Raw genomic sequence first — 26,154 nt, forward strand, 5'->3', positions numbered from 1 at the left:
GAATGACTCAGCGCGCGCCGCGGCCCCAGTAACCCAGCTCCTTGCGGATCTGCAGCGCGCGGAACCGCGCACCGAACGGCTTGGGCTTCAACACGCCGAGTTCGCCAGACAGGAAATCCTCGGTCGCCGCGATCACGCGTTCGGACGAATGCCCATCGCGATCGGGATGGATCGAGCCGGCATAGCGCACGATCTCGGCCATCAATGCCTGCGTCGGCGCCAGCGCTTGCCGCAGCAGCTGCGGCAACCGATCGGCGTCGTCGAAATCGAGCATGTGCGGCTTCGGCGCTCGGTTGCGGAAAGTCACCACCGGTTTGTGCTGGACGATGAACTCCGAAACGATCGACGAGGTATCGGACACCAGCACATCGGCGGCGCGCTGCGCAGCCATGACCTGCTCGGGTTCGACGAAGGCTGCATTCGGCCCGGCCAGCGCGCGGTAGCTGGCGAACAACTCCGGCGGGCACTTGGGATGCAGGGTCAGCAGCCAGTAGCGCTCGCCCAGGGCGATGTCGGCGGCAATCTGCTCGATCAGCAACGGCGCGGCACTGAGCCGTTCGGTGAAGGTCGAGCCGAACAGGATCACCGGCCGCTCCCCGGCCGGCGTACGCAGTGCGGCACTGGCGCCGCCATCGTCGCGGAACAGCGGGTCCAGCTTCGGCCAGCCGGTCTGGGCCACGGCGAAGTGGCCTTCGCGCTGGGCCAGTTCGCGGAACGGCGCGGTGGTGGCCGGCCCCTGCGTGCAGTACAGATCGAACAAGCCACGCACGCGGAAATGCCCGCGCGTATCGGCGCGCTTCTCCACGTTGAACCCATGGAACAGCTGCACCTTGGCCCCGGACACGAATGGCGGCACCCAGTTGGCCGCGCTGAACACCGCGCGCGGCCGCAACGCGACGGCGGCCTTCAGATCAACCGGATGCACGAAAGGCGCGACCTGGGCCTCCAATCCACGCGCATTGCCCTCGAACCAGGCGCTGACCCGCTGGCCGGAGGCGTGCAGCGCCTGGGCCAGAGGCGCCAGAATAGGCAAGGCGTACCGTTCGGTCGCAAACAACAGGTAATCAGCCACACCATGTCCTCGTCACCACACGGCCAGCGGCCGCGCATTTCGGCCTGCATTATCGCGTTCAACGAAGCCGACCGCATCGGCGACTGCCTGGACTCGCTGGCGTTCTGCGATGAATGCGTGGTGGTGGACTCGGGATCGACCGATGCGACCGCCGCGATTGCACGGGAGAAGGGCGCGAAGGTGTTGCAGCGCAACTTCGATGGCTACCGCAGCCAGAAGGATTTCGCCGTGCAAAGTGCCGCCCACGACTGGGTGCTGTGCCTGGATGCCGATGAACGCGTGGACGCGACGTTGCGCGCATCGATCCTGGCCGCGCGCGACGGGGGATTTGCCGGGCCTGCGGGCTATCGCTTCAACCGGCTGTCCGATTACTTCGGCAGGTTCCTGCGCCATGGCAATGCGTATCCGGACCAGGTGCTGCGGCTGTTCGACCGCCGCCGCGGTGGCTGGCGTGGCCAGCGCGAAATCCACGAAGCGGCCAGCGTCGATGGCGCGATCCAGGCCCTGGCCGGCGACCTGGTGCACTTCCCCTATCGCTCGCTGGAACAGCAGCTGGCCAAGACCCAGCGCTATGCCTTGATGATGGCCCAGCACGAATTCGCGCGCGGCAAACGGGCGTCGTGGGCCAAGCTGGTGGTCTCGCCGGCGTGGCGCTTCTGGCGCGGCTACGTGTTCCGGCTGGGCTTCCTGGATGGCTGGCGCGGCCTGGTCTACGCCTACGTGCGTGCCAACTACGTGCGCCAGAAAGCCATCATGCTGTGGTTGCTGCAGCATGGGCAGCCGGTGGAAACCCCGCGCCGGGACTGAACCGGCTCAGAGCTTGGCGGGATCTTCGCGCAGGCTGAAACCCAGCAGCACGCCGACCAGCACCAGGAAACTGCCGCCGCTGAGCTGGTGCGCCCACATCGACTGGCTCAGGCCACACAGCACGAAGGTGGTCACCACGGCCAGTCCGGCCAGCGCCGCGCTGCGCGAACGCCGCGGGAAGGGCCGCACCAGCACCTGGCGGGCAAACAGCCAGGCCGGCACGCCGTACAGCGCCAGCAGCGCCAGCAGGCCGGGAATGCCCATGGTCGCGCCCCATTCGGGGAAATCACTATGCGCATGGCCCAGGCTGCACCACCTGTCGGGGTCCGGCACCTGGCATTGCGGGGCGGCGTGGACGACACGTTCGAATCTCCCAACGCCAGCGCCGGTCCAGGGGCGAGCCTGCATCTCACCGGTTGCCAGCGCGAACAACTCCAGGCGCGCGCCGGAGGACGAATCCGGGTCGCCGGCCGCATAGCGCAGCATGTCGACCTGCAGCGCCTCGACCCGCTGCTGCACCTGCGGCAGGACCACCGCGAACGCAGCCACGGCCAGCAGCACCAGCATCGCGGCTTCAACCCGATGCCCGCGCCCGCTGGTAATACGCACGAACAAGGCGATGATCACCACCAGCGCGGCCGCCGGCCACGCCCCGCGCGTCCCGCTCAAGCCGATGGCCACCAGTCCGGCGCAGGTGGCGGCCACGGTGATCAGGAATCGCCCTGACGGCCGCAGAAACACCACCAGCGCCAGCAGCAGCACGGCCATGTCGGCGAAGGTGATGGCATTGTTCCAGCCGTCTGCGCGCGGCAGGTGCTGCATCGTCTGCACGAGCGCCACGATGCACGCACCGAACAAGCCGAGCACCGCACCGCCCCACAGGGCCGCGCGCGGCGGCGCCAGGCCAAGCACCATCAACGCCGCCATCGGAATCATCAGGACCCGGCCACGGCTGCCGGCTTCCTGCCAGGTGTCGTGATGGACCAGCACCGAAAAGCTGACCACCGCCACCACGAACAACACGACCAGCAGCATCGCCAGCACCGGCCAGCCAGCGGCCTTGCGCGCACGCCATATCCGGTCCGGCGCCAGCAGCGCCGCGACCAGCGTGCAGCAGGCCGCAGGCGTCAGCCCCCACGGCGTGGCGATCAGGCAGGCCGGCAGCAGCACCAGCGCCAGCGCGTAGAACCCGCGTGCGACGCGCAGCCGCAATGCGTCGGGGAACGGTTGGTCCAGGAACACCCTGTCGACTTGCAGGCGCATCGATCCTATTTACTCCGCATATCCCGAACGCGACCTCACTCGTTCTGCGCTTCGATCTGCGCGGCCCGCGCCGCGTCGTCGAATGACACTTCCGGCGAGGCCGGGCAGTTCACCCGTGCGGCCATCGGCACCAGCCACCAGCCGCGCCGGTTGGAGTTGGCGACCTGTTCGGCAATCGTGCGGTCCACGCAGGCAGGCAACGCCACGTCCTGCACCAGCAGCCAGCGGTTCGCCGGCACCTGCGCCTGCCAGGCCAGGCCGTGCCGCAGCTGCTCCTTCCACGCCATCCGAAAACCGAAGGTGGTCGTCCGCGACTGGGTCATCAGCAGGTTCTGTTCCTTCCAGGCGACCAGGCCCAGTTCGGCATCGGGGCCGATGCGCCGGGCCACGTCGCGCATCACCCCACGGGCGGAACTGGAATCGTTGACCAGCGGCGACACGGTGATGCCGTACATCACCCACACCGCCGCCAGCACCGAGAACAGGGACTGCACCGGCCGGCCGCGGAACCACAGCAGACTGCCCACGCCCCAGGTGCCGATCGCCACCAGCACCCAGGCCAAGGTGCCGGTGGTCGCCAGGTCCATGCCGCGCTCCAGACGCAACTTGCGTTCGAAACCCGGCTCGCCGGTCAGCATCGCCACGCCCATGCCCAGCATCGCCACCACCAGCAGGCCGGCGAAGGCATACAGCAGCGCACGCGGCAGCTTCAACTTCACGATGCCCGGCAACAGCGGCGCCAGCGCCAGGCACAGCATCGGCAACGCCGGCATGATGTAGACGTCGCGCTTGCCGTGCGGGATCGAGAAGAACACCAGCACGATCAGCCACCACGCAATGGGCAGCAGGTAGCGCGGATCGTGGCGCAGGCGCAGGCGGCGGCTCCATGGCGCGATGGCCCAGGGCAGTGCCAGGATCGTCGGCGCCCACATCGCCAGCACGGTCAGGAAATACCAGACCGGCTGCGGGTGGTCCCAGGACCTGGCGTAACGCTTGGCGGTCTGCCGGATCAGGATGTCTCGCAGGTAGGCGCGGTGTTCCGGATCACCGGACAGCCAGACCGTCATCAGCATCGGTACCAGCCAGATCGAGACGGCCAGGAGGAACGCCAGCGGCCCCAGCCAGAACCGCTTGTCGCGTGCCCAGACCTTGACCCCCGGCCAGCCACGGACCGACGCCACGGCCGCCGGCAGGATGACCAGCAACGCCAGGAATCCCACGCCCTTGGTGATCGTGCCCAGGCCGGCGAAGAACCAGCCCAGCACCCACATCTTCCAGTCCGGCCCCTTGAGCAGGTGGCGGATCAGGCCGTAGTTGGCCACGGTGATCATGCCCAGCACCAGCGCGTCGATCTGCGCGCGCTTGGCCTGGAAGGTGAACTGGAACGCGAACAGCAGCGCCCAACCCGCATACAGGCCGACCTTGCGTGTCCACAGTCGCTGGCCCAGGTCCTTGACGCACCAGATCGCGACCATCGTGGCCACCAGCGAAGGCATCAGGAACGCCACCCGCCAGTTGCCGGTGAGCAGGTAGAACAAGCCCTGCAGCCACATCAGCATCGGCGGCTTGTCCGAGTACAGCTCCACGCCGCGATGCGGGAAGAGCCAGTCACCGCTGGTCACCATCTGCTGGGCCACCAGCGCAAAACGCGGCTCGTCGGCCGGCCAGGGATCGCGCAGGCCGATCCCGGCCCCGATCACCAGCAACGCGGCGATGAACAGCAGCCAGGCATCGAGGGAACGGGAGCGGGTGAAGGTCATTGGACGCATGGCGCGAAATGATAACGACGGGATGTCAGAGGACCGTTGTCGTCAGCCAGGCAATGTGCGGGATTCAATCCGCGGCCTTGCGCAGCCGGGCATAGAAGAATCCGTCCATGCCGCCCTCGCCGGTCAGCCGCTGCCGGCCCACGCCGCTGGCATGGCCGAACGCAGTGCCAGGGTCATCAGATTGCACATCGGCATGACGCGCCAGGAACGCATCGACCTGGCGCGCGTTCTCATCGGCCAGCAGCGAGCAGGTCGCGTACACCAGCGTGCCGCCCGGCTTGAGTACGGCCCAGGCCGCCTCCAGCAGGCGCGCCTGCAACGCGGTCAGCGCGGTGATGTCCTCCGGACGCCGGTGCAGCAGCACGTCCGGCTGGCGGCGGACGATGCCGGTGGCCGAACACGGCGCATCCAGCAGCACCGCGTCGAACGGCGTGCCGTCCCACCACGCATCCAGGCTGGACGCATCGGCCGCCTGCAACGTGGCCTGTACGCCCACCCGCTCCAGCGTCTGGGTGACCTGGCGCAGGCGGCGCGCATCCACATCCAGCGCGGTCAGCGCCAGCGCAGGTTCGCGTTCGAGCAGATGCGCGGACTTGCCACCCGGCGCGGCGCAGGCATCGAGTACCCGCGCGCCCGGCGCCAGGTCGAACAGGCCGGCGACCTGCTGGGCCGAGCCGTCCTGCACCGACACCGCGCCCTCGGCAAATCCGGGCAGCGAGGCCATCGGCACCGATTCGGCCAGGCACAGCGCGTCGGGCAGCCCCTCGAAGGCCTGCGCATCGATGCCGACGTCAGCCAGCTGCGCCAGGTATGCGTCGCGGCTGCCCAGACGACGGTTGACCCGCAGCCACAGCGGCGCGGCCTGCGCGGTGGCGGCGAAGATCTCCGTCGCCTGCGCCGGCCAGTCGCTGCGCACCTGCTGCTGCAGCCAGGCGGGCCAGGCATCCGCCGGATCGCCGTCCGCAACACCTTCGCGCTGGGCGCGGCGCAGCAACGCGTTGACCATGCCGGCCTGATGCGGGCGGCCGAGCGTGCGCGCGGCCTCGACCGTGGCCGACAGGGCCGCGTGCGGTGGCAGCTCCAACCCATCCAGCTGCGCAAGCCCAGCCAGCAGCAACGCGCGCAGGTCGCCATCGCGCGGGCCGAGCGGACGGGTCATCCAGCCCGCCAGCGCCGCGTTGTAGGCACCCCGCCGGCGCAGCGCAGTGAAGCAGATCGCCTCCAGCAGGGCGCGGTCGCGCACGTCGGCCAGCTGCGGCAACGCGGTGGCCAGTTCGCCCTTGAGCGAGCGGCCACGGTGCAGGACCGCATCCAGCACGCGGGCCGCCATCACCCGCACGACGACGCCAGCCTGGGTGGTGGTGTTCATGCGCCGGCCAGATCGCGGCGCGCGTTGAGGTAATCGGCCGCGGTGATCGCCTTGCCGCCTTCGCGCTGGATCACGCGCAGGCGCAGCGCACCCTCGCCGCAAGCGATGTCCAATCCTTGTCGCGTGGCCGCCAGCAGCGTGCCCGGCGCAGCCTGATGGCGCAGGTCCAACGCCACCGCGCCGTGGATGCGCAGGCGTTCACCGGCCACCGCGGCCTCGGCAATCGGCCACGGCACGAAGGCCCGGACCTTGCGCGCCAGCGCCTCGGCCGGCTGGCTCCAGTCCAGCCGCGCCTCGGCCTTGTCCAGCTTGTGGGCGTAGCTGACACCTTCAGCCGGCTGCGGCGTGGGGATCGGGCGCATGCCGGCACGCAGCAGGCCCAGGCCATCGGCCAGCACCTGCGCGCCCAGTTCGGCCAGGCGATCGTGCAGCTGGCCGCCGGTGTCGGTGTCGTTGATCGGCGTGGCCTGCTTCAGGATCACCGGGCCGGTGTCCAGGCCGGCTTCCATCTGCATCAGGCAGACGCCCGACTCGGTATCGCCCGCCTCGATGGCGCGCTGGATCGGTGCAGCGCCGCGCCAGCGCGGCAACAGCGAGGCATGCACGTTCCAGCAGCCATAACGCGGGATCTCCAGCACCGCCTTGGGCAGGATCAAGCCGTAGGCGACCACGATCATCACGTCCGGCGCCATCACCCGCAGCGCGGCCTGGGTTTCGGGATTGCGCAGGGTTTCCGGCTGCAGCACCGGAATGCCGCGCTGGACCGCTTCCAGCTTCACCGGCGAAGCCGACAACCCACGTCCGCGCCCGGCGGGCCGGTCCGGCTGGGTGTAGACGGCGACCACTTCGTTGTGGCGCACGGCCGCACGCAGCGACGGCACGGCGAAATCCGGCGTGCCGGCAAAGACGATCTTCATGGAGATGAAACCTGCGACTGCAGAAAGGAAAAGGCCGGGGGCGATGCCCACCGGCCTGCGAGGCGGCGCAACCCGGCGCCAGCCATGGCCATCAGGCCGCGTTGCGCTTGGCCTTGGCCAGCTTCTTCTTGACCATCTCGCGCTTGAGCGGCGAGAGGTAATCGACAAACAACTTGCCTTCCAGGTGGTCCATCTCATGCTGGATGCAGACCGCCAGCAGGCCATCGACCTGCAGTTCCTGCGCCGCACCGGTGCGGCCCAGGAACCTGACCGTGATCGCATCGGCGCGGGTCACGTCGGCGAAGATCCCGGGCACCGACAGGCAGCCTTCCTGATAGACCTGTTCGCCAGCCTTGGCGACGATTTCAGGGTTGATGAACACCTGCGGGGCGTTCTTCTCCTCGCTCACGTCGATCACCATGAAACGCTCATGGACATCGACTTGGCTGGCGGCCAGGCCAATGCCCGGCGCGTCATACATGGTCTGGAACATGTCATCGAGCAGGGTCTGGAAGCCGGAGTCGGCAATCCGTTCGGCGGTGACCGGCACGGCGCGGGTGCGCAGGCGCGGGTCGGGGAATTCGAGGATTGGGAGCAGTGCCATGGTGACGACCTAGATGGGGTGCCAGCGCGGGTCCGGCAAGTGCAGGGCCATTCTAGCGCAGCGCCGTATCTCAGGCTTGCGCTGGCCCGGGGTTTCTGGACTATAGTGCGGACCGCCTGTTGGGGAATCAGGTACATACCGCCATGTTCAAACACTTCCGTACAGCTGCGGCTGTTGCGTTCCTGACCCTTGCCACCTACGCCACCGCGCAGGAAATGGCCGGTGGCCACCCCGACACCTACGTGGTGAAACGGGGCGACACGCTGTGGGACATCTCCGCACGCTTCCTCAAGAAGCCGTGGCTGTGGCCGGAAATCTGGCAGGCCAACCCGCAGATCGCCAACCCGCACCTGATCTACCCCGGTGACGTCATCAGCCTGGCCTACCTGGACCGCGTCGCGGTGCAGCCTGGTCCGCGCGAGGAAGCCCCGATCACCGGCCTGCCGCTGTCGGACATCGAACCGTTCCTGCGCAACATGCGCATCGTCGACAGCTTCGAGGAGCTGCCGTACGTGGCCGGCCTGCAGGACGACCGCCTGCGCGCCTTCGGCGACCAGGACGTCTATGCCGTGGGCCTGGACGCGCCGCAGGTTGGCCAGCGCTATGCCGTGGTTCGCCCGACCAAGCTTTATGACGAGCCCAAGCCCAGCACCGACCTGAACGACAAGGGCCGGCGCACCCTGGGCGAAGGCAGCCTGTGGAAGCAGACCGAAGTCCCGAACGAGCACAGCGAGTTCCTGGGCTACGAACTCGAGCAGATGAGCATCGGCGCAGTGACCGCGGTCGATCCGGACGGCCATGCCACCACGCTGAAGCTGGAAGGCAACGGCCGCGAAGTCCGCGCTGGCGACCGCCTGATCCCCGTCGAGGCCCAGCCATACGACCTGCAGTTCTTCCCGCATCCGCCCAAGACCGCGCTGGAAGACGGCAAGGTGCGCATCATGTCGATTGCCGACACGATGAACTATGGCGGCGAGCATGACGTGGTCGCTATTTCCGGCGGCAGCCGTGAAGGCCTGGACAACGGCACCGTGCTGTCGATCTGGCGCCCGGGCAGCTACAAGCTGGACCCGTTCCATGGCCAGACCTCGCGCGTGGCCGAAACCAAAAAAGCCGGCCAGGGCCGCAACAAAATGCCGGACGAATACATCGCGCACGTGATGATCTTCAAGACCTACGAGAAGGTCAGCTACGGCCTGATCATGGAAGGCTCGGCACCCTCGCGCGTCGGCTACTTCCTGCGCGACCCGGATGCCGGCCAGGCCGGCATGGCGACCGCCAGCCTGAACTGAATCGGGGTTTTCCTACGCAATACCGCGACGGCGCCCGAGGGCGCCGTCGTCGTTTCCGAGCCATGCTGGACGACATGGACACGGACGCCCATGCGCTGCTCACCCTGATCCTGGCCGGCGGCAGCAGTGCTGCACGACGCCAGTTGCTGGACACCCATGGCGACGCCACCCGCGTACTGAAGGCAGGCCGCAGCTCGTGGCGTGCCGGCGGCCTGAGCGAGGACAGCTGCTCCCGGTTGCTCAAGCCTGACAGCGAGGCCTTGGGGCGTTGCATTGCCTGGCTGGAAGGACCTCATCGGCACCTGCTGCACTGGCAGCACCCTGACTACCCAGCCCTGCTGCGCCAGACCAGCAGTCCACCCCTGGCCCTGTTCGTCGAGGGTGACCCCGACCTGCTCTGGCATCCAGGCGTGGCCGTGGTCGGCAGCCGTTCGCCCAGCAGCGGCGGCCGGGACAACGCCCGCGACTTCTCCCGCACCCTGGCGCTGAGCGGACTGGCCATCTGCAGCGGCATGGCGGCCGGCATCGATGCGGCGGCTCACGAAGCCGCACTGGCAGTACCCGATGGCCACACCATCGCCGTGGTCGGCACCGGCCCAGACCTTGCCTACCCCAGGTCCCACGCCCGCCTACGCGACCGGATCGCAACAGCCGGGGCGCTGGTCAGCGAGTTCCCGCCCGGGACCGAGGCACGGCCGGGACACTTCCCCAGCCGCAACCGCCTGCTGGCGGGATTGAGCCTGGGCACGCTGGTGATCGAAGCAGCCGAACGCTCGGGTGCCCTGATCACCGCACGACTGACAAGCGAGGCCGGGCGCGAGGTCTTCGCCATCCCCGGCTCGATCCACAACCCGATGGCCCGCGGCTGCCACCGACTGATCCGCGACGGCGCGGTGCTGGTCGAGCGCCCGCAGGAGGTCGTCGACGGGCTCGGGCCGCAGGCCGAAGTACTGGCCCAGTCCCTGCGCCAACGACTTGCATCCACCCCGGACCGCCCCCATCCAGAGGCCTCGACCCAACCAGCGCCCCTGGACCCCGACTACCAGACCTTGTGGATGGCGCTCGGGCATGACCCTACCGGTATGGATGCGCTGGTCGCGCGAACCCGATTGACGACTGCCGAACTGTCCTCCATGCTGCTGGTCATGGAACTGGATGGGCAGGTAGCGGTCGAACACGGTCGCTACTCACGCAGATCGTAGTTTTCCCACCTCCACAGTGCTTTGGAAGCACAGGCCGAGGGCAATGAAAGAGAGCATCCTGGACGTCCTGCTTTACCTGTTTGAACACTACTTCACCGAAGACGCCGATCCGGTCCGCGACCGCGACTCCCTTCAGAACGGCCTGATCCAGGCCGGCTTCAGCCCCACCGAAATCAACAAGGCCTTCGACTGGCTCGATGCGCTGGCCGAACAGCGGCCTGCCGCCACCGAACCGCGCGTGGACGGCCCGATCCGCATCTTCCACGGCCCGGAGCTCGAAAAGCTGGACGTGGAAGGCCGTGGCTTCCTGATGTTCCTGGAACAACAGGGCATCCTGGATGCCGACCAGCGCGAACTGGTGCTGGACCGCGCCATGGCCCTGGACCAGGACGAACTGGACCTGGACGACCTGAAATGGGTCGTGCTGATGGTGCTGTTCAACCAGCCCGGCTCCGAAGCGGCCTATGCCTGGATGGAAACCCAGATGTTCGCCGACGAACCCGAGCCTGTTCACTGACGTTGCAGGCCTGATCGCCGGGCAACCCCGGCACCGCATGGATGCCGGGGAATGACGTGACACAGTGGTATTACAGCAATGGCGGCCCGCCGCAGGGCCCGTTGGCCGAACAGGCGCTGGCCGCCGAATTCCGCGCAGGCCGCCTGCAGTCACAGCATCTGGTCTGGCGTGAGGGGCTGCCCGAGTGGCAGACGCTGACCAGCTGCATGGCCGAGCTGGGCCTGGCCACGGCGATCCCGCCGCCACCGCCCGTGCTTCCTCCACCGCCGCCACTTCCACCCAGGACGAGTCCCGCCAGCCCTGCCGGCCCACTGCCACGGCGCGGACTCTCTGGCTGCGCGATCGCCGCACTGGTCGTCGCCGGTTGCGCGATCCCGGTGCTCGCCATCCTGGCCGCCATCGCGATACCGGCCTATCAGGGTTACGTGTCGCGCGCAGCCGTCGCCCAGGCGATGTCTTCGGCCTCCCCGGCCAAGCTGCAACTGCAGATGTCGATGATCGGACAGCCCGCCGGGCAATGCCCGGTCAACGGACAAGGGGCGCTGCGTGCGCCGGAGGATTACGCTGACCAGGGCCTGGCCAGCATCACCTTCGGCAAGTTCGAAAGCGGCGACTGCGGTCTGCAACTGGTGCTGCGCCAGCACCAGCATCGCCAGCTGGACGGCAAGCGGATCTGGCTAGAACTGGAACCCGGCCTGGCTGGCGGCTGGCGATGCCACTCCGAGCTCAAGGACAAGTACCTGCCAGCCAGCTGCCGCAGCGCGCAACACTAGGCCAGCCCGCGCGGCTGGGTTAACGTCGCGCCGTAAAATTCCAAGAACAGGTGGGGAAAGGATGTTGAACTGGTACTACGCAGACCGTGACCGCCAGCGTCACGGTCCCATGGATGGCGCGGCCTTGGCGCAGCACTTCCGCGATGGACGCATTGGCCTGGACGCGCTGGTCTGGCGCGACGGCATGGCCCAATGGCAGCCGCTGGGCGAACTGGCGGGAGAGCTGGGGTTGCTGGCAGATGCACCACCACTGCCTGGCCGGGCGGTTGATCCACCGACGTCCCTCGCGACCGAGGCCACCCCGGACGGCCGCGCCGTGTTCACCGCCAGCGAACCGGCCTACCAGGCACAACGCGATGCAGATGCTTTTGCAACCGCGACAGCCTCGGCAGACAACCGCTCGCCCTACTCCGCGCCCAGCGCTGCCCTGATCGGCCACGGTCATGTCGTCCTCGGCGGCGAAGTGGTCTATGCAGGCTTCTGGAAGCGAGTGGCGGCCTATGTGATCGACGCCTTCGTCGTAGGCCTCGTGGGCGGCATCATCGGCGCGATCATCGGCGGAATCATGGGCGCCGCCTTTGGTTTAGGTGGCGGAATGGAATCAGGCGGACTACTCGCCATCCAGATCGTGGTCCAACTGGTCTCCCAGGCCCTGACCGCCTGTTATTACGCTTATTTCCATTCTTCGAACAACCAGGCCACGCTGGGGAAAATGGCCGTCGGCATCAAGGTGGTGAACAACGTTGGCGAACCCATCTCCTTTGCCCGTGGCATTGGCCGTTACTTCGCCCTGATCCTGAGCAGCCTGACCCTGTGCATCGGCTTCATCATGGCCGGCTTCACCGAGCGCAAGCGGGCCCTGCACGACATGATCTGCGGCACCCTGGTCGTGGACCGCTGGGCCTTCACCGACCAGCCCGAGCTGCAGCGCCACGAGCTGGGCGGCGTGACCATCGCCATCCTCATCATCTTCGGCCTCCTGGCCCTGCTGGGCGTGGTCCTGGTGGCGGTCATGATCGCCGCCATCGGCTCTGGCCTCGGCCGCTAGCAGCGCCGGCCTGAACGCCGCGCTTGACAGCCGGGGCAGGCCCGTGATTCCACTATAAATAGAGAAAAGCTGAACGCCCGGCGCCGAAAGGCCCGGGCGTCGCCTTCTGTCCCCCTTCCATCTGGCGCACACTCGCCGCCCCGCGCGGCCCGACTCGAACTCCTTATCTAATGCCCAAGCACCTGCTCATCGTCGAATCGCCGGCCAAGGCCAAGACGATCAACAAATACCTCGGCAAGGACTTCACCGTCCTGGCCTCGTACGGGCATGTGCGCGACCTGGTGCCGAAAGAGGGCGCGGTCGACCCCGACAACAACTTCGCGATGCGTTACGACCTGATCGAGAAGAACGAGAAGCACGTCGAAGCCATCGCCAAGGCCGCCAAGGGCGCCGACGACATCTTCCTGGCGACCGACCCGGATCGCGAGGGTGAAGCCATCAGCTGGCACATCGCCGAGATCCTGAAAGAACGCAACCTGATCAAGGACAAGCCCATGCACCGGGTCGTGTTCACCGAGATCACCCCGCGCGCCATCAAGGAAGCCATGACCAAGCCGCGCGCCATCGCCGGCGACCTGGTCGATGCCCAGCAGGCGCGCCGCGCGCTGGATTACCTGGTGGGCTTCAACCTGTCGCCGGTGCTGTGGCGCAAGGTGCAGCGCGGGCTGTCGGCCGGCCGCGTGCAGAGCCCGGCGCTGCGCATGATCGTCGAGCGCGAGGAAGAAATCGAAGCCTTCATCGCCCGCGAATACTGGTCCATCGGCGCGGCCTGCGCGCATCCGTCGCAGCCCTTCGCCGCCAAACTGGTGAAGCTGGACGGGCAGAAGTTCGAACAGTTCACCGTGACCGATGGCGACACCGCCGAAGCCGCGCGCATGCGTATCCAGCAGGCCGCGCAAGGCATGCTGCATGTCACCGACGTGGCCAGCAAGGAGCGCAAGCGCCGCCCGGCCCCGCCGTTCACCACCTCCACGCTGCAGCAGGAAGCCTCGCGCAAGCTCGGCTTCACCACCCGCAAGACCATGCAGGTCGCGCAGAAGCTGTATGAAGGCATCGCACTGGGCGACGAAGGCGCGGTCGGCCTGATCAGCTACATGCGTACCGACTCGGTAAGCCTGTCGCAGGACGCGCTGGTCGAGATCCGCGATGTGATCGCGCGCGATTACGGCACCGCATCGCTGCCCGACCAGCCCAACACCTACCTGACCAAGTCCAAGAACGCGCAGGAAGCTCACGAAGCCGTGCGCCCGACCTCTGCGCTGCGCACGCCGGCACAGGTCGCCAAGTTCCTGTCCGACGACGAGCGCCGCCTGTACGAGCTGATCTGGAAGCGCGCGGTGGCCTGCCAGATGATTCCGGCCACGCTCAACACCGTCAACGTCGAGCTGGCCGCCGGCAGCGCGCACAGCTTCCGCGCCAGCGGTACCACCGTGGTCGTGCCCGGCTTCCTGGCCGTGTACGAAGAAGGCAAGGACAGCAAGGGCGCCGACGACGAGGACGAAGGCCGCAAGCTGCCGGCCATGAAGCCCGGCGACAGCGTGCCGCTGGACCGCGTCATCGCCGAACAGCATTTCACCCAGCCGCCGCCGCGTTTCACCGAAGCGGCGCTGGTCAAGACGCTCGAGGAATACGGCATCGGCCGTCCCTCGACCTACGCCTCGATCATCCAGACCCTGATCTTCCGCAAGTACGTGGAGATGGAAGGCCGCAGCTTCCGTCCGTCCGACGTGGGCCGCGCGGTCAGCAAGTTCCTGTCCGGCCACTTCACCCAGTACGTGGACTACGACTTCACCGCCAAGCTCGAAGACGAGCTCGACGCGGTCAGCCGCGGCGAAGAGGAATGGCTGCCGCTGATGGCACGCTTCTGGGGCCCGTTCAACCAGCTGGTGGAAGAGAAGAAGGAATCGGTCGACCGCGCCGAGGCCAGTGGCGCGCGCGAGCTGGGCACCGACCCCAAGACCGGCAAGCCGGTCAGCGTGCGGCTGGGCCGTTTCGGGCCGTACGCCGCCATCGGCAGCACCGCCGAGGACGCCGAGGACAAGCCCAAGTTCGCCTCGCTGCGCCCCGGCCAGTCGATGCACACCATCTCGCTGGAAGACGCGCTGGAGCTGTTCCTGATGCCACGCGCCCTGGGCGATGACAAGGGCGAGGCGGTCAGCGTCGGCATCGGTCGCTTCGGGCCGTTCGCCAAGCGCGGCAGCACCTACGCATCGCTGAAGAAGGAAGACGACCCGTACACGATCGACCTGGCCCGCGCGGTCTTCCTGATCGAAGAGAAGGAAGAGATCGCGCGCAACCGGATCATCAAGGAATTCCCGGACAGCGAGATCCAGGTGCTCAACGGCCGCTTCGGCCCGTACATCAGCGACGGCAAGCTCAACGGCAAGATTCCCAAGGATCGCGAGCCGGCCTCGCTGACCCGCGACGAAGTCATCAAGCTGCTGGAAGAAACCGGCAAGCCAGTGCGCAAGGGCTTTGGCGCCAAGAAGGCCGCGGCCAAGAAGACCACCAAGACCGCGCAAAAAGGGGCCAAAGCCGAGCCGGCCGAAAAGAAGCCTGCCGCCAAGAAAGCGGTGAAGAAGGCGGCCAAGAAGACGGCAAAGAAAGCCACCAAGAAGACCGCGGCAAAGAAAGCCGTGGCCAAGAAGGTGACCAGCAAGGAAGCCGCGCCGTTCTGATCGGCGTGGACTGATGGGCATCCGCACGCTGTCACTGGAAGCCGCTGCCGCGCTGCTGCACGAGGACGGCGTGGTCGCCTATCCCACCGAAGCGGTCTGGGGCCTGGGCTGCGACCCGATGTCGCGCGCGGCGGTGGAAAAACTGCTGGCGATCAAGCAACGCCCGGTCGACAAGGGCCTGATCCTGATCGCTGCCCGCGTCGATCAGCTCGACGATGTGCTGGACTGGTCGGCGTTGCCGGATGAACGCCGCGCTGCGGTGATCGACAGCTGGCCGGCGGCCAACACCTGGATCGTGCCGGCGTCGGCCAACGCGCCTGCCTGGGTCACCGGCGCGCACACCGGCATCGCGGTCCGGGTCAGCGCGCATCCGCAGGTGATCGCCCTGTGCGGGGCCTTCGGCGGGCCGCTGGTGTCCACCAGCGCCAACCTGACCGGCTTGCCTGCGGTGACCTCGCAGGATGCACTGGACCCGGCCCTGCTGGAACGCCTGGACGGCCTGCTGCCCGGCGCGACCGGCGGACTGGATCGCCCCAGCGTGATCCGCGATGCCCTGACCGGCCAGGTCCTGCGCGGCTGAATGACCGGGGCGCACGCCCTTCCCCGCCCGCACGAAGCCGTGCAAGATGCCGGCATGTCGCGGCTGCTGCCCCTGCTGTCGTTGTGTGTCCTGACCGGGCTGACCGTGTCCGGCGCAGTGCATGCCGGCGACGACCAGGTCACGGTCTATCGCTGCGAAGCCAGCAGCGGCAAGGTCACGCTGGGCGATGCGCCCTGTCCCACCGGCCAGCACCAGGAAGTGCGCGAGATGCTGCGCCCGCAGGATCCACCGCCCGCACCCACACCCGTCGTCGCACCCACACCGCCACCTGCCGCGCCGATCGTGCGTGACGTGGTGGTCTACCGGACACCGCCACGCCCCATGTACGAATGCACCACCGCCGATGACGGCAAGACCTATACCAGCGATAACGGCGACGGCAATCCGCGCCTAGTCCCGGTGTGGTCACTGGGCTACGTCGGCAATGGCTCGGTGGTGACCGGTAACACCTGGATCCACGACACCTGCCACCAGCTCCCGCAGGCCGACGTCTGCGACCGCCTGCGCGATCGCCGCTACGAGATCCAGCGCGCGTACCACAGCTCGCTACAAAGCGAGCGGCAGCTTCTGGACAAGGAACAGCGCGGCCTCGATGCCCGCCTGGGCAACGATTGCGAAGCAGGTTGATGTCGATGAAGGGATGGGCGTGCGTCGCCCTGTGCGTGGCCGGACTTGCTGCCGGCGACGCCGTGCGGGCACAGACCACGATCTACCGCTGTACCGACGCCAAGGGCGAAATGACGGTACAGAACGCGCCTTGTCCTGAAGGCAGCAAGCAGGACAAGCGCGAAGTGAAGGACGTGGCCACCCAGCCGCTGCCGGCATCGCTCAAGTCCGCACCGGCGCCGGTCCGTGCCACATCCGCATCGGAGGCACCGGCGGCAACCCTATCGTCAAGAACGAAAACGCCACCGCCGCTGCACCTGAGCGCCAAGCCGGAGACTCCGGTGGTAGCCGCACCGTCCGGCCCAGCCACCACCATCTACCGCTGCACCGATGCTGGCGGCGAGATGACCGTGCAGAACGCGCCGTGCCCGAAGGGCAGCAAGCAGGACAAGCGCGAGGTTCGGGAAGTGACCAGCATGCCGTTGCCGGGCAACGCCGCGGCCGTGCGGCAGGCCCCGCCGATGGCAGCATCCGCCGACGCGGCTACGCCATCGCTGCGCGCGGATGGCGCGCGTTCCAATGCGCTTGCCGTCCCACCATCCGACGAAGCACCGCAAACCCTGCAAACGATCAACGGCATGACCCTGATCGAGGACCCGACCCTGCACAAGGACGATGCCGCCGCCGATGCGCTGGCCGGTCGCAATAACAGCACGGCCGACACCGCCGATGCCAGCCGCGTCACCGGCAACGCGCCACCGATCCTGTTTCAGTGCACCACCTACGACAGCGGCAGCTATCTCACCGAGGATGCAGAACCGCAGTCACGCTGCGCGCCGCTGAAAACCGTCGGACTGGATGGCAATGCGTTCACCGGCTCAGGCAAGGCCTGCCAGGTGATCCACGACGTCTGCGCACGCGTGCCCGACCAGAAGCTGTGCAGCGCCTGGAAAAAGCGCCTGGGCGAAACCGAAGTGGCCGCCCACTACGCCAAGCCGGAAAACGAAGCGCGCAACCAGGCCGAGTACCAGCGCGTGCTGCGCATCGTCAACGACGCCGGTTGCGTCGCACGCTGAGGTCGCCGGGCCGAGGCAAGCGTTTTCCGCCCTCCCCTGTAGAGCGGAGCTTGCTCCGCTGGCGCTTTCCCAGCACCCTGGACGAGGAGCAGCGGAGCAAGCTCCGCTCTACAACAGCGCTACTGCGGGGAAGCGCCCGGCCAGCACATAGCCCGCGTAAGCGACAGCGCGTCACCACAAGAACAGGCAGACATCCCCTTTCTCTTGTCCGCCAGAAACACTGCCTCGAATCACCAGCAGCACGGGATGCCTGCAACCCGGGTGCGCTATCGCTTACCCGGGCTACGGCGCCGTAGGCGGATCGATCAGCCCGCCTTGTCGCTCACCAGCTGCACCACGCTTGAGAAATCCAGGCCGCCGCGGCCGGCCTGTTTGTTCATGGCGTAGAGATTCCGGGCCAGTTCGCCCAGCGGGATCGTCGCGCCAACGCCCATTGCCGCCTCCACGGCCAGGCCCAGGTCCTTGAGCATCAGGTCGTTGCCAAAGCCGCCGCTGTAGCCACGCGAGGCCGGGGCGTTTTCCAGCACGCCTGGCCACGGATTGCAGACCTCGGTGGCCCAGCTGCGGCCGGTGCTGACCGCCATCATCTGCGACAGCACTTTGGGGTCCAGGCCGTGCGCCACGCCCAGGCCAATGGCCTCGCCAGTCACGGCCATGATCACGCCCAACGCCATGTTGTTGCACAGCTTGGCGACCTGGCCAGCGCCACTGGCACCGACGTGGAAAATGTTCCTGCCCATGCCCTGCAGGATCGGGCGGGCGCGCTCGACCGTGGCTTCGTCGCCACCGACGATGAAGGTCAACGTGCCACCCTGCGCACCGGCCGTACCACCGGAGACCGGCGCATCCAGCATCGCCAGTCCGCGTGCGGCTGCCGCTTCGCCCACCTTGCGCGCGGTGGCCGGGGCGATCGTGCTGCTGTCGATCACCAGCGCGCCGGCCGGGATCTTTTCCAGAATGCCACCCTCGCCCAGGTACAGGCCTTCGACATGCCGGCTCGCCGGCAGCATCGAGATCACCACTTCAGCGCCTTCCAGCGTGTCGATGGCAGAGCTTGCGACCGTGGCCCCGGCCGCCTTCGCAGCCTCAAGCGCGGCCGGCACCAGATCGAACACGCGCAGCGTGTGGCCGGCCTTGACCAGGTTGGCGGCCATCGGGCCACCCATGTTGCCCAGACCGATGAATGCGATACGGCTCATGTGAGTGTTCTCCTGAGATGTAGAGGCGTAGGGCGGGTCTTGACCCGCCACCGCGGCCCACCGCAATGGGTGACCGATAACATCGCGGCGGCCATGGGAGGCGGATCGAGACCCGCCCTACGACAGGTCGGCCAGCGGATGCACGCCGTCCGGCCAGGGCGAAACGAAGAAAGTGTCGGCCCAGCGCGCGTCGGCCTGCGCCAGCGTCGTTGGGTTCCAGTGCGGCGTGCGGTCCTTGTCGATCAGCAGCGCGCGGATGCCTTCGGCAAAGTCGCCGTGCGCGGCCACGTGCAACGCGGCGATGCATTCCAGTCGAAACGTCTCAGCCAGCGTCAGGTCCGCAGCGCGGTGCTGCAGCTCCCACGACAACCGGGCCGAACCCGGCGCGCCTGCCGCCAGCGCGGCCTGCGCGGTCTGCAGCCACGGGTCATCGTCGCTCTGTGCAGCGGCAATGGTCGCCACGACCTGCTCCAGTGAGCCGGCTTTCACCCACTGCTCGATCGCTTCGGCATGCGCCTGCAGCGGACCGGCTGGCGGCTTCATCGCCATGCCGTTGAGCAAGGCCGTCAGTGCCGCACGATCCGCCGCAGCCTCGCCGGTCCAACGCTGCGTGCCCAGCGCATCGAGTACCGCATCGGCCTTGCTGCTCTCGATGCAGACATCGGCCAGCCCCGCACGCATCGCATCGCCGGCGTTGAGCGGCGCGCCGGTCAACGCCAGGAACAACCCGGCGCCATGCGGCACGCGCGCCAGTAGCCAGCTGCCGCCGACGTCCGGGAACAGGCCGATGGTGATCTCCGGCATCGCCAGCTTCGAGCGCTCGGTCACCACGCGATGGCTGGCGCCGGACATCAGACCGATGCCGCCGCCCATGACGATCCCGTGACCCCAGCACAGCAGCGGCTTGGGATAGGTGTGGATGCGGTGGTCGAGGCGATATTCCTCCTCGAAGAACGCCACCGCGTAGCTGTTGGTGGTGATGTCGTCGCTGCCGCTGGCACGGTAGTCGAGCATGCTGCGATACAGGCTGTGCAGGTCACCGCCGGCGCAGAAGGCTTTCTCGCCCGCGCCACGCAGCACCACGCAGGCGACGGTCGCATCGTCGGCCCATGCGATCAGCTGCGCATCCAGCAGGCGCGTCATCTCCAGCGACAGGCCGTTGAGCGTCCTGGGGGCATTGAGCGTGGCGATGCCGATGCGCTTTCCGTCAACGCCTTCCCGCGTTTCGAACAGTACCGGCGCTTCGATCAGGGTCTGCGCGAGATTCATGCGTTGGTCCACTGCGCGGCGCGCTTCTCGAGGAAGGCATTGACGCCCTCGGCCTGGTCGGCGGTGTCGAACAGATCGACAAAGGCCTCGCGTTCGGCGACCAGTGCGCTGGCGAAACTGCCACTGCGCGTGGACTGCACCAAGGCCTTGCACGCCGCGACGCTGGTGGGGCTCTGCTTGCCGCACTTGTGTGCCCATTCGATAGCACGCGCCTTGCCCTCACCCTTCGGAACGACCTCCTCGACCAGGCCGATGCGCTGCGCGGTGGCGGCATCGACACGCTCACCGAGCAGGATCATGCGCTTGGCCCAGCCCTCGCCGACCAGCCGTGGCAGCGCCTGTGTGCCTCCCGCACACGGCAGCAGGCCCACGGTCGCCTCCGGCAACGCCAGCTGTGCATGCTCTTCGGCGATGCGTAGGTCGCACGCCAGCGCGCACTCCAGTCCGCCACCCATCGCATAGCCGTTGATCGCGGCGATGGACACGCCACGAAAGGCCGACAGCGCTTCGAACGCCTCACCGAAGCGGCGCGCCGCTTCGCGCGCGTGCGCCTTGTCGCCCGACGCGAACTGCTTGAGGTCGGCACCGGCAGAAAAGAACTTCTCGCCTTCGCCGGTGATCACCAGCACATAGATCTCGCGGTCGGCATCCAGCGCCTTGATGAGATCACGCAGCGCAGCCAGGCTATGCACGGTCCAGGTGTTGGCCGGCGGGTTGGACAGCGTGACGATGGCGACGTGGCCATCGGCTTCGACCTTCAGCCCGGTATGTTCGGCGTTGCGCCAGGTCATCGCAGTGCCTCGTCGGTGGCCAGCAAGTGGCGCGAGATGATGACGCGCATGATCTCGTTGGTGCCTTCCAGGATCTGGTGCACGCGGCAGTCACGCAGCAGGCGCTCGACCGGGTATTCGCGGATATAGCCATAGCCGCCGTGCAGCTGCAGCGCATCGTTGCAGATCGAGAACCCCGCATCGGTGGCGAAGCGCTTGGCCATCGCGCACCACACGGTGGCATCGGCGGCTTTCGCATCCAGCTTGCGCGCGGCGGTGTGGACCATCTGCCGCGCCGCGACCAGTTCGGTGGCCATGTCCGCCAACTTGAACTGCAGCGCCTGGAACTCGCCCAGCTTCTTGCCGAACTGGGTGCGTTCGCCCATGTAGCGGCGCGCCGCATCCAGCGCGCCCTGCGCCGCGCCCAGCGAACAGGCCGCGATGTTGATGCGGCCGCCATCCAGCGCCTTCATCGCCAGCTTGAAGCCGTCGCCTTCGCTACCCAGCAGGTTGGCCGCCGGGATGCGCACGCCTTCGAAGGTGATGCCGCGGGTGGGCTGGCTGTTCCAGCCCATCTTTTCTTCCTTGCGGCCATAGGTGATGCCCTTCGCGTCGGCCGGCACCACGAACGCACTGATGCCACGCGCGCCGATGTCGCCGGTGCGCGCCATCACCACCAGCACGTCGGTCGCGCCGGCACCGGAGATGAAGGCTTTCGAACCATCGAGCACGTACGCGTCGCCATCGCGCACCGCGCGGGTCTTGAGCGAAGCCGCATCCGAACCTGCACCCGGTTCGGTCAGGCAATACGAGCCCAGCTTCTCGCCCGCCGCCAATGCCGGGCACCACGCATCGCGCACCGCCGTGGTGGCGTTGCTGGCGATCAACCAGGTGACCATGTTGTGGATGGTGATGAAGGCCGCCGTGGACGGATCGACCGTGGCGAGTTCTTCGAACACCACTGCCGCGTCCAGCCGCGTCATGCCCAGCCCGCCGGCGTTTTCGGGCGTGTACAGCCCGCAGAAACCCAGCTCGCCGGCCTTGGCAATCGTCTCGCGCGGGAAGATGCCTTCGGCGTCCCATTGCGCGGCGTAGGGCGCCAGCTCCTTGTCGGCGAAATCACGCGCAGCCTCGCGGAAGGCAAGCTGCTCTTCGTTGAGTTCGGCGGCGTCGTGCGGGAGTTTCATCACTGCATTCATCACAAGGTTCCGTCGGTTATTTCAGGCTGATCGTGGTGTTGACGCCGTGGCTGAGCGTGTCGTCGTCGAACCAGCGCGCGGTCACGGTCTTGGTCTGGGTGTAGAACATCACCACCTGCTTGCCGTAAGGGCCCAGGTCGCCCAGCTTGGAGGCGCGCGAACCGGTGAAGGAGAACAGCGGCACCGGCACCGGGATCGGTACGTTGATGCCCACCTGGCCCACGTCGATGTCTTCCTGGAACTTGCGGGCAGCCGCGCCGGACTGAGTAAACACGGCAGTGCCGTTGCCGTTGGGATTGGCGTTGACGAAGGCGATCGCTTCTTCCAGCGTGTCCACCTCCGCAATCACCAGCACCGGCCCGAAGATCTCTTCGTCGTAGATGCGCATGCCCGGCTTGACCCCGGAGAAGATGGTCGGCCCGACGAAATTGCCCTGCGTATGGCCTTCCACCTGCGGCTTGCGGCCATCCAGTTCCAGCGTGGCGCCTTCGCTGATGCCCGATTCGATCAGCGATTCCACCCGCGAACAGGCCGTGGTGGAAATCAGCGGGCCGACATCGACGCCCTTGGCGTCGCCCGGGCCGACCTTGAGCGTTTTCGCCTTGGCGACCAGGTCGGGAATCCACGACTTCGCCTCGCCCACCAGCACGAGCGTTGAAGCCGCCATGCAGCGCTGGCCGGCCGCGCCGAACGCCGCGCCCGCCATCGCATTGAGCGTCTGCTCCTTGTTGGCATCGGGCAGCACGACCGCGTGGTTCTTCGCACCCATCATGCATTGCACGCGCTTGCCGGCCAGCGAGGCACGGTTGTAAACGTGGGTGCCGACCTTGGTCGAACCAACGAACGACACCGCCTTGATGTCCGGGTGATCGCAGATGGCGTTGACCACTTCTTCGCCACCGTGGACGACGTTGAGCACGCCCTTGGGAATGCCGGCTTCCAGGGCCAGCTCGACCAGGCGCATGGTCACCATCGGGTCCTGTTCGGACGGCTTCAGGACGAAGGTGTTGCCCGTCGCAATGGCCATCGGGAACATCCACAGCGGGATCATCGCCGGGAAGTTGAACGGGGTGATGCCTGCGCACACGCCCAACGGCTGCAGCACGCTGTAGGTGTCCACGCCGGTGGCGACGTTGTTGGCCAGCTCGCCCAGCTGCAGGTTGCCGATGGCGGCGGCGTGCTCCACCACTTCCAGGCCGCGGAACACATCGCCCTCGGCGTCGGGCAGGGTCTTGCCCTGTTCGGCCGTGAGGATCGCCGCCAGCTCGGCCATGTTTTCGCGGATCAGCTGCTGGTACTTCAGGAAGATGCGTGCGCGGGTGCCGATCGGGGTCTTGCGCCAGGTCTTGAAGGCTTCCTTGGCCGCGGCCACGGCCTGGTCGACCTCGCCCACGGTGGCGAACGGCACCTTGGCCAGGACGTCCTGGGTGGCCGGATTGACGACGTCCTTCCAGGTGGTCGTGGTGGATTCGACGAAGGCGCCGTCGATCAGCAGGGACACGCGGGGACGTTCGGCATTCATGGGAATCAACGGCCTGATGGCAAGAGAGATTCACATTGTTTGCAAATATCACGCCGCGATCAGCCGATTTTTTGCTTAATCTGGCGAACGGAAGCGCACCATTCTGCGAAGATTGTGAATATGACCCGTCCCCATCGCCAGCTCGGCCTGCGCCTGCAGCGCCTGCGCCAGCAACACGGCCTGACCCAGGCCGAGCTGGCGCAGCAGCTTGGGCTCTCGCCCAGCTACCTCAACCAGATCGAGCGCAACAAGCGCCCGCTCACCCCGGCCGTGCAGCAGCGGCTTCGACAAACCCTGGGCGACACCGCCGGACTGTTCGACAGCGACGACCCGGCCGCCCTGATCGATCCGCTGGCCGACACGCTGCTGGCGCTGGGCCAGCCGGGCGTGACCACGGCCGAACTGCGTGCCCTGGCCGGCAACCTGCCGCAGGTGGCGCACGCGCTACTGGAGCTGCATCGCCAGCACCGCGCCCTGCGCGAACGCACCGCCGCGCTGGAACTGCAGGTCGGCACCGACCCGGCCGCGCCGACCCTGCTGCCGGCCGGCGACCAGGTGCGCGACTACTTCAACCGGCTGCGCAACCATTTCCCCGAGCTGGACGACCTGGCCGAAAACCTGTTCGCCGAACTCGGCCTGGTCGCCGGCCACACCGCGCCGCGCCTGCGCCAACTGCTGGCCGACCGCCACGGCGTGCTGGTGGAAGTCGGCGCCTCACCCGGACACGACAAGCGCGCCTTTGATCCCGACGCGCGCGTGCTGCACCTGCCCGATTACCTGCGCCCCGGCCAGCAGGCCTTCCAGATGGCCGTGCAGCTGGCACTGCTGGAACACACGCCGCTGATGGATGTCTTGATCGCACGCGCCGGTTTCCATGATGCCGAACGCATCGCGCAGGGGCGCATCGGCCTGTCCAACTATTTCGCCGGTGCCCTGGTGATGCCCTACGGCGAATTCCTGCGCTGCGCCGAGGAGAGTCGCTACGACATCGAGTGGCTGGCGCACCGCTTCGGCGTGGGCTTCGAGGCGGTCTGCCATCGCCTGTCCACGCTGCAGCGCGAAGGCGCGGCCGGGCTGCCGTTCTTCTTCATGCGCGTGGACCGCGCCGGCAACGTGTCCAAGCGCCATTCATCGACCGACTTCCACTTCTCGCAGGTCGGCGGCTCGTGCCCGCTATGGATCGTGTACGAAGCCTTCAACCAGCCCGGCCGCGTGCTGGCCCAGGTCGCGCGGATGCCCGATGGGCGCCGGCATTTCTGGATCGCCCGGCAGGTCAGCAGCGGACCGGTGGGTCATGGGCAACCGCGCAAGACCTTCGCCGTTACCCTGGGCTGCGACCTGCGCCACGCCGACCGCATGATCTACGCCCGCGGCATCGACACCCGCACCGACAACGCCGTCGCCATCGGTCCGGGTTGCCGGACGTGCGAATGGAATGACTGCCTGCAACGCGCGTTTCCGGCGCTGCCGCAATTGCGAGGCATCGGCCAGTAGCAGACCATTTCGCACCGCGCACGACGCACGGGCACGTCGCGCCACACACTTCAATCCTGCGGATACCCCTGCCTTTCGCCTCGTTGATGACGCATGCCATGAACACGCCTTCGATACCGAAATCACTGCGCAGTTCCGGAATGGGGCTGGAGCAGTACCTGCCCGGCCGCAAGGTGGCGCAAGGCAGCGGCCGTGCGTGGCGAGGGCTGGATGCGCAGATCTTTCTGCGCCCGGCCGTGGGGCGCGAAATGCTGGTCCCGTCGGTCATCGAACCCTTGATCGCCTTCATTCTTCAGGGCGATGCCACGCTGGAAGAACGCGAGCTTGATGGCCCATGGACCGCCACCCAAGCCTGTGCTGGCACGGTGTATCTGACCCATGCCGACCGCGCGTACCACCTGCGCTGGCGCGCACAGAACGACGCGCCGTTCGAAGTTCTGCAGCTGTATCTGGGCGCGTCCCTGCTCGATGCCGCAAGCAAGGCACTGGGACTGGACGCGGCGACGCTGAAAATCGCCGACGCCTGCGACAACGACGACAGCTTCGCCAAGGCCACGCTCACCGTACTGGCCCAGGAGCTGCGTCAGGGCGAGCGCGCCTGCCCGCTGTTCGTGCAATCGCTCGCCAACAGCCTGACCGTCCATCTGTTGCGTACACACGCGACCACCCGCGCGCAGCCTGCGCGTGCCGATGCAAGGCTTCCCAACTGGAAACTCCTGCGCGCCACTGACCACATGGACCGGAACATCGCCAAGGCCTTCGACCTGCAGGCGCTCGCCGATCTCTGCGGAATGAGCAGATCGCATTTCAGCCGCGCCTTCCACGGCTCTACCGGGCAACCGCCTTCAAGCTGGTTCATCGCCCGACGCATCGACATCGCAAAAACCCTGTTGGTGGAGACCACGGACAGCATCACCGACATCGCGCTGAGCGTGGGCTACGACAATCCCGGCCACTTCTCGCAAGTCTTCCGCAGGCGCACCGGCATGCGCCCCTCGGCATATCGGGACACCTGAAACGCACCGCAAAATCACCACAACGCCCGCAACAGCGCAAACGCGCCAGACAACTGGCGTCACTACTGTTCTCCCCATCAATTCCGCCCGC

Annotated in this window: 23 protein-coding genes; 12 read left to right on the plus strand and 11 right to left on the minus strand. The window is 67.4% G+C overall.

What is annotated here, in order from left to right; all coding sequences use genetic code 11:
- Positions 1-7 precede the first annotated feature (7 nt).
- Positions 8-1,072, minus strand: coding sequence for a CDP-glycerol glycerophosphotransferase family protein (locus tag O8I58_RS08235; RefSeq protein ID WP_298322192.1), 1,065 nt, complete (start codon positions 1,070-1,072; stop codon positions 8-10).
- Positions 1,073-1,075: 3 nt separating this feature from the next.
- Here O8I58_RS08235 and O8I58_RS08240 point away from each other — a divergent pair, with 3 nt between their 5' ends.
- The gene (locus O8I58_RS08240; protein ID WP_298322194.1) at positions 1,076-1,879 is read left to right on the plus strand and encodes a glycosyltransferase family 2 protein; all 804 of its coding nucleotides are present in this window, start codon (positions 1,076-1,078) and stop codon (positions 1,877-1,879) included.
- Positions 1,880-1,885: 6 nt separating this feature from the next.
- Here the strand turns inward: O8I58_RS08240 and O8I58_RS08245 are convergent, their stop codons facing one another.
- The 5 genes from O8I58_RS08245 to def all read right to left on the minus strand — a co-directional run bounded on the left by O8I58_RS08245 (position 1,886) and on the right by def (position 7,801).
- Positions 1,886-3,142 (minus strand): O-antigen ligase family protein, encoded by a 1,257-nt coding sequence (locus O8I58_RS08245; protein WP_298322197.1) that lies wholly within the window; start codon positions 3,140-3,142, stop codon positions 1,886-1,888.
- A 35-nt stretch (positions 3,143-3,177) separates the two neighbouring features.
- The gene (locus tag O8I58_RS08250) at positions 3,178-4,902 is read right to left on the minus strand and encodes an ArnT family glycosyltransferase (protein WP_298322854.1); all 1,725 of its coding nucleotides are present in this window, start codon (positions 4,900-4,902) and stop codon (positions 3,178-3,180) included.
- A gap of 73 nt (positions 4,903-4,975) precedes the next feature.
- Positions 4,976-6,280 carry a 16S rRNA (cytosine(967)-C(5))-methyltransferase RsmB gene (rsmB, locus tag O8I58_RS08255; RefSeq protein WP_298322198.1) on the minus strand — a complete coding sequence of 435 codons (1,305 nt, stop codon included), beginning with the start codon at positions 6,278-6,280 and terminating at the stop codon, positions 4,976-4,978.
- Positions 6,277-7,197, minus strand: a complete 921-nt coding sequence (gene fmt, locus O8I58_RS08260; protein ID WP_298322200.1) for a methionyl-tRNA formyltransferase — start codon at positions 7,195-7,197, stop codon at positions 6,277-6,279. Before fmt ends, rsmB begins: the two co-directional genes overlap by 4 nt.
- Positions 7,198-7,288: 91 nt before the next feature.
- On the minus strand, positions 7,289-7,801 hold the full coding sequence (def, locus tag O8I58_RS08265; protein WP_298322202.1) for a peptide deformylase: 513 nt from the start codon (positions 7,799-7,801) through the stop codon (positions 7,289-7,291).
- 143 nt (positions 7,802-7,944) lie between these two features.
- Here def and O8I58_RS08270 point away from each other — a divergent pair, with 143 nt between their 5' ends.
- The 9 genes from O8I58_RS08270 to O8I58_RS08310 all read left to right on the plus strand — a co-directional run bounded on the left by O8I58_RS08270 (position 7,945) and on the right by O8I58_RS08310 (position 17,594).
- Complete coding sequence (locus tag O8I58_RS08270) at positions 7,945-9,093, plus strand: LysM peptidoglycan-binding domain-containing protein (RefSeq protein ID WP_298322204.1); 1,149 nt, start codon at positions 7,945-7,947, stop codon at positions 9,091-9,093.
- Between the two features lie 74 nt (positions 9,094-9,167).
- Positions 9,168-10,295, plus strand: coding sequence for a DNA-processing protein DprA (gene dprA, locus O8I58_RS08275; RefSeq protein ID WP_298322206.1), 1,128 nt, complete (start codon positions 9,168-9,170; stop codon positions 10,293-10,295).
- Between the two features lie 43 nt (positions 10,296-10,338).
- Entirely contained in the window at positions 10,339-10,812 is a 474-nt protein-coding gene (locus tag O8I58_RS08280; RefSeq protein WP_298322208.1) for a DUF494 family protein, read from the plus strand.
- A gap of 56 nt (positions 10,813-10,868) precedes the next feature.
- Positions 10,869-11,585 carry a GYF domain-containing protein gene (locus tag O8I58_RS08285; protein ID WP_298322210.1) on the plus strand — a complete coding sequence of 239 codons (717 nt, stop codon included), beginning with the start codon at positions 10,869-10,871 and terminating at the stop codon, positions 11,583-11,585.
- 61 nt (positions 11,586-11,646) lie between these two features.
- Positions 11,647-12,633 carry an RDD family protein gene (locus O8I58_RS08290; RefSeq protein ID WP_298322212.1) on the plus strand — a complete coding sequence of 329 codons (987 nt, stop codon included), beginning with the start codon at positions 11,647-11,649 and terminating at the stop codon, positions 12,631-12,633.
- A 170-nt stretch (positions 12,634-12,803) separates the two neighbouring features.
- Complete coding sequence (locus tag O8I58_RS08295) at positions 12,804-15,311, plus strand: DNA topoisomerase I (protein ID WP_298322214.1); 2,508 nt, start codon at positions 12,804-12,806, stop codon at positions 15,309-15,311.
- 13 nt (positions 15,312-15,324) lie between these two features.
- A complete protein-coding gene (locus tag O8I58_RS08300; RefSeq protein ID WP_298322216.1) occupies positions 15,325-15,891 on the plus strand; it encodes an L-threonylcarbamoyladenylate synthase type 1 TsaC in 567 nt (188 codons plus the stop codon).
- A 54-nt stretch (positions 15,892-15,945) separates the two neighbouring features.
- Complete coding sequence (locus tag O8I58_RS08305; protein WP_298322219.1) at positions 15,946-16,539, plus strand: DUF4124 domain-containing protein; 594 nt, start codon at positions 15,946-15,948, stop codon at positions 16,537-16,539.
- Between the two features lie 5 nt (positions 16,540-16,544).
- The gene (locus O8I58_RS08310; protein WP_298322221.1) at positions 16,545-17,594 is read left to right on the plus strand and encodes a DUF4124 domain-containing protein; all 1,050 of its coding nucleotides are present in this window, start codon (positions 16,545-16,547) and stop codon (positions 17,592-17,594) included.
- 305 nt (positions 17,595-17,899) lie between these two features.
- Here the strand turns inward: O8I58_RS08310 and mmsB are convergent, their stop codons facing one another.
- From mmsB to O8I58_RS08335, 5 genes are all read right to left on the minus strand, one after another.
- Positions 17,900-18,793: a 3-hydroxyisobutyrate dehydrogenase gene (mmsB, locus tag O8I58_RS08315; protein WP_298322223.1), complete on the minus strand. Its 894-nt coding sequence runs from the start codon at positions 18,791-18,793 to the stop codon at positions 17,900-17,902.
- A gap of 117 nt (positions 18,794-18,910) precedes the next feature.
- Positions 18,911-20,062, minus strand: coding sequence for an enoyl-CoA hydratase/isomerase family protein (locus O8I58_RS08320; RefSeq protein ID WP_298322226.1), 1,152 nt, complete (start codon positions 20,060-20,062; stop codon positions 18,911-18,913).
- Positions 20,059-20,853, minus strand: a complete 795-nt coding sequence (locus O8I58_RS08325; RefSeq protein ID WP_298322229.1) for an enoyl-CoA hydratase — start codon at positions 20,851-20,853, stop codon at positions 20,059-20,061. The genes O8I58_RS08320 and O8I58_RS08325 overlap by 4 nt, the downstream gene beginning before the upstream one ends.
- The gene (locus tag O8I58_RS08330; protein ID WP_298322231.1) at positions 20,850-22,031 is read right to left on the minus strand and encodes an acyl-CoA dehydrogenase family protein; all 1,182 of its coding nucleotides are present in this window, start codon (positions 22,029-22,031) and stop codon (positions 20,850-20,852) included. Before O8I58_RS08330 ends, O8I58_RS08325 begins: the two co-directional genes overlap by 4 nt.
- Positions 22,032-22,047: 16 nt before the next feature.
- The gene (locus tag O8I58_RS08335; protein ID WP_298322234.1) at positions 22,048-23,553 is read right to left on the minus strand and encodes a CoA-acylating methylmalonate-semialdehyde dehydrogenase; all 1,506 of its coding nucleotides are present in this window, start codon (positions 23,551-23,553) and stop codon (positions 22,048-22,050) included.
- A gap of 114 nt (positions 23,554-23,667) precedes the next feature.
- On the opposite strand from O8I58_RS08335, the gene O8I58_RS08340 reads away from it, so the two are divergent.
- Both O8I58_RS08340 and O8I58_RS08345 read left to right on the plus strand, forming a co-directional pair.
- Positions 23,668-25,047 carry a helix-turn-helix domain-containing protein gene (locus tag O8I58_RS08340; protein WP_298322236.1) on the plus strand — a complete coding sequence of 460 codons (1,380 nt, stop codon included), beginning with the start codon at positions 23,668-23,670 and terminating at the stop codon, positions 25,045-25,047.
- Positions 25,048-25,145: 98 nt separating this feature from the next.
- On the plus strand, positions 25,146-26,063 hold the full coding sequence (locus O8I58_RS08345) for a helix-turn-helix domain-containing protein (protein WP_298322238.1): 918 nt from the start codon (positions 25,146-25,148) through the stop codon (positions 26,061-26,063).
- Positions 26,064-26,154 lie beyond the last annotated feature (91 nt).

The sequence above is a fragment of the Pseudoxanthomonas sp. genome, assembly GCF_027498035.1.
Classification (GTDB): Bacteria; Pseudomonadota; Gammaproteobacteria; order Xanthomonadales; family Xanthomonadaceae; genus Pseudoxanthomonas_A.

What these genes read in the sequence shown, in the direction of transcription:
- O8I58_RS08240 (WP_298322194.1), top strand. Translation starts at nt 1,076, where the DNA reads ATGTCCTCGTCACCACACGGCCAGCGGCCGCGCATTTCGGCCTGCATT.
- O8I58_RS08245 (WP_298322197.1), bottom strand. Translation starts at nt 3,142, where the DNA reads ATGCGCCTGCAAGTCGACAGGGTGTTCCTGGACCAACCGTTCCCCGAC.
- O8I58_RS08250 (WP_298322854.1), bottom strand. Translation starts at nt 4,902, where the DNA reads ATGACCTTCACCCGCTCCCGTTCCCTCGATGCCTGGCTGCTGTTCATC.
- rsmB (WP_298322198.1), bottom strand. Translation starts at nt 6,280, where the DNA reads ATGAACACCACCACCCAGGCTGGCGTCGTCGTGCGGGTGATGGCGGCC.
- fmt (WP_298322200.1), bottom strand. Translation starts at nt 7,197, where the DNA reads ATGAAGATCGTCTTTGCCGGCACGCCGGATTTCGCCGTGCCGTCGCTG.
- def (WP_298322202.1), bottom strand. Translation starts at nt 7,801, where the DNA reads ATGGCACTGCTCCCAATCCTCGAATTCCCCGACCCGCGCCTGCGCACC.
- O8I58_RS08270 (WP_298322204.1), top strand. Translation starts at nt 7,945, where the DNA reads ATGTTCAAACACTTCCGTACAGCTGCGGCTGTTGCGTTCCTGACCCTT.
- dprA (WP_298322206.1), top strand. Translation starts at nt 9,168, where the DNA reads ATGGACACGGACGCCCATGCGCTGCTCACCCTGATCCTGGCCGGCGGC.
- O8I58_RS08280 (WP_298322208.1), top strand. Translation starts at nt 10,339, where the DNA reads ATGAAAGAGAGCATCCTGGACGTCCTGCTTTACCTGTTTGAACACTAC.
- O8I58_RS08290 (WP_298322212.1), top strand. Translation starts at nt 11,647, where the DNA reads ATGTTGAACTGGTACTACGCAGACCGTGACCGCCAGCGTCACGGTCCC.
- O8I58_RS08295 (WP_298322214.1), top strand. Translation starts at nt 12,804, where the DNA reads ATGCCCAAGCACCTGCTCATCGTCGAATCGCCGGCCAAGGCCAAGACG.
- O8I58_RS08300 (WP_298322216.1), top strand. Translation starts at nt 15,325, where the DNA reads ATGGGCATCCGCACGCTGTCACTGGAAGCCGCTGCCGCGCTGCTGCAC.
- O8I58_RS08305 (WP_298322219.1), top strand. Translation starts at nt 15,946, where the DNA reads ATGTCGCGGCTGCTGCCCCTGCTGTCGTTGTGTGTCCTGACCGGGCTG.
- O8I58_RS08310 (WP_298322221.1), top strand. Translation starts at nt 16,545, where the DNA reads ATGAAGGGATGGGCGTGCGTCGCCCTGTGCGTGGCCGGACTTGCTGCC.
- mmsB (WP_298322223.1), bottom strand. Translation starts at nt 18,793, where the DNA reads ATGAGCCGTATCGCATTCATCGGTCTGGGCAACATGGGTGGCCCGATG.
- O8I58_RS08320 (WP_298322226.1), bottom strand. Translation starts at nt 20,062, where the DNA reads ATGAATCTCGCGCAGACCCTGATCGAAGCGCCGGTACTGTTCGAAACG.
- O8I58_RS08325 (WP_298322229.1), bottom strand. Translation starts at nt 20,853, where the DNA reads ATGACCTGGCGCAACGCCGAACATACCGGGCTGAAGGTCGAAGCCGAT.
- O8I58_RS08330 (WP_298322231.1), bottom strand. Translation starts at nt 22,031, where the DNA reads ATGAATGCAGTGATGAAACTCCCGCACGACGCCGCCGAACTCAACGAA.
- O8I58_RS08335 (WP_298322234.1), bottom strand. Translation starts at nt 23,553, where the DNA reads ATGAATGCCGAACGTCCCCGCGTGTCCCTGCTGATCGACGGCGCCTTC.
- O8I58_RS08345 (WP_298322238.1), top strand. Translation starts at nt 25,146, where the DNA reads ATGAACACGCCTTCGATACCGAAATCACTGCGCAGTTCCGGAATGGGG.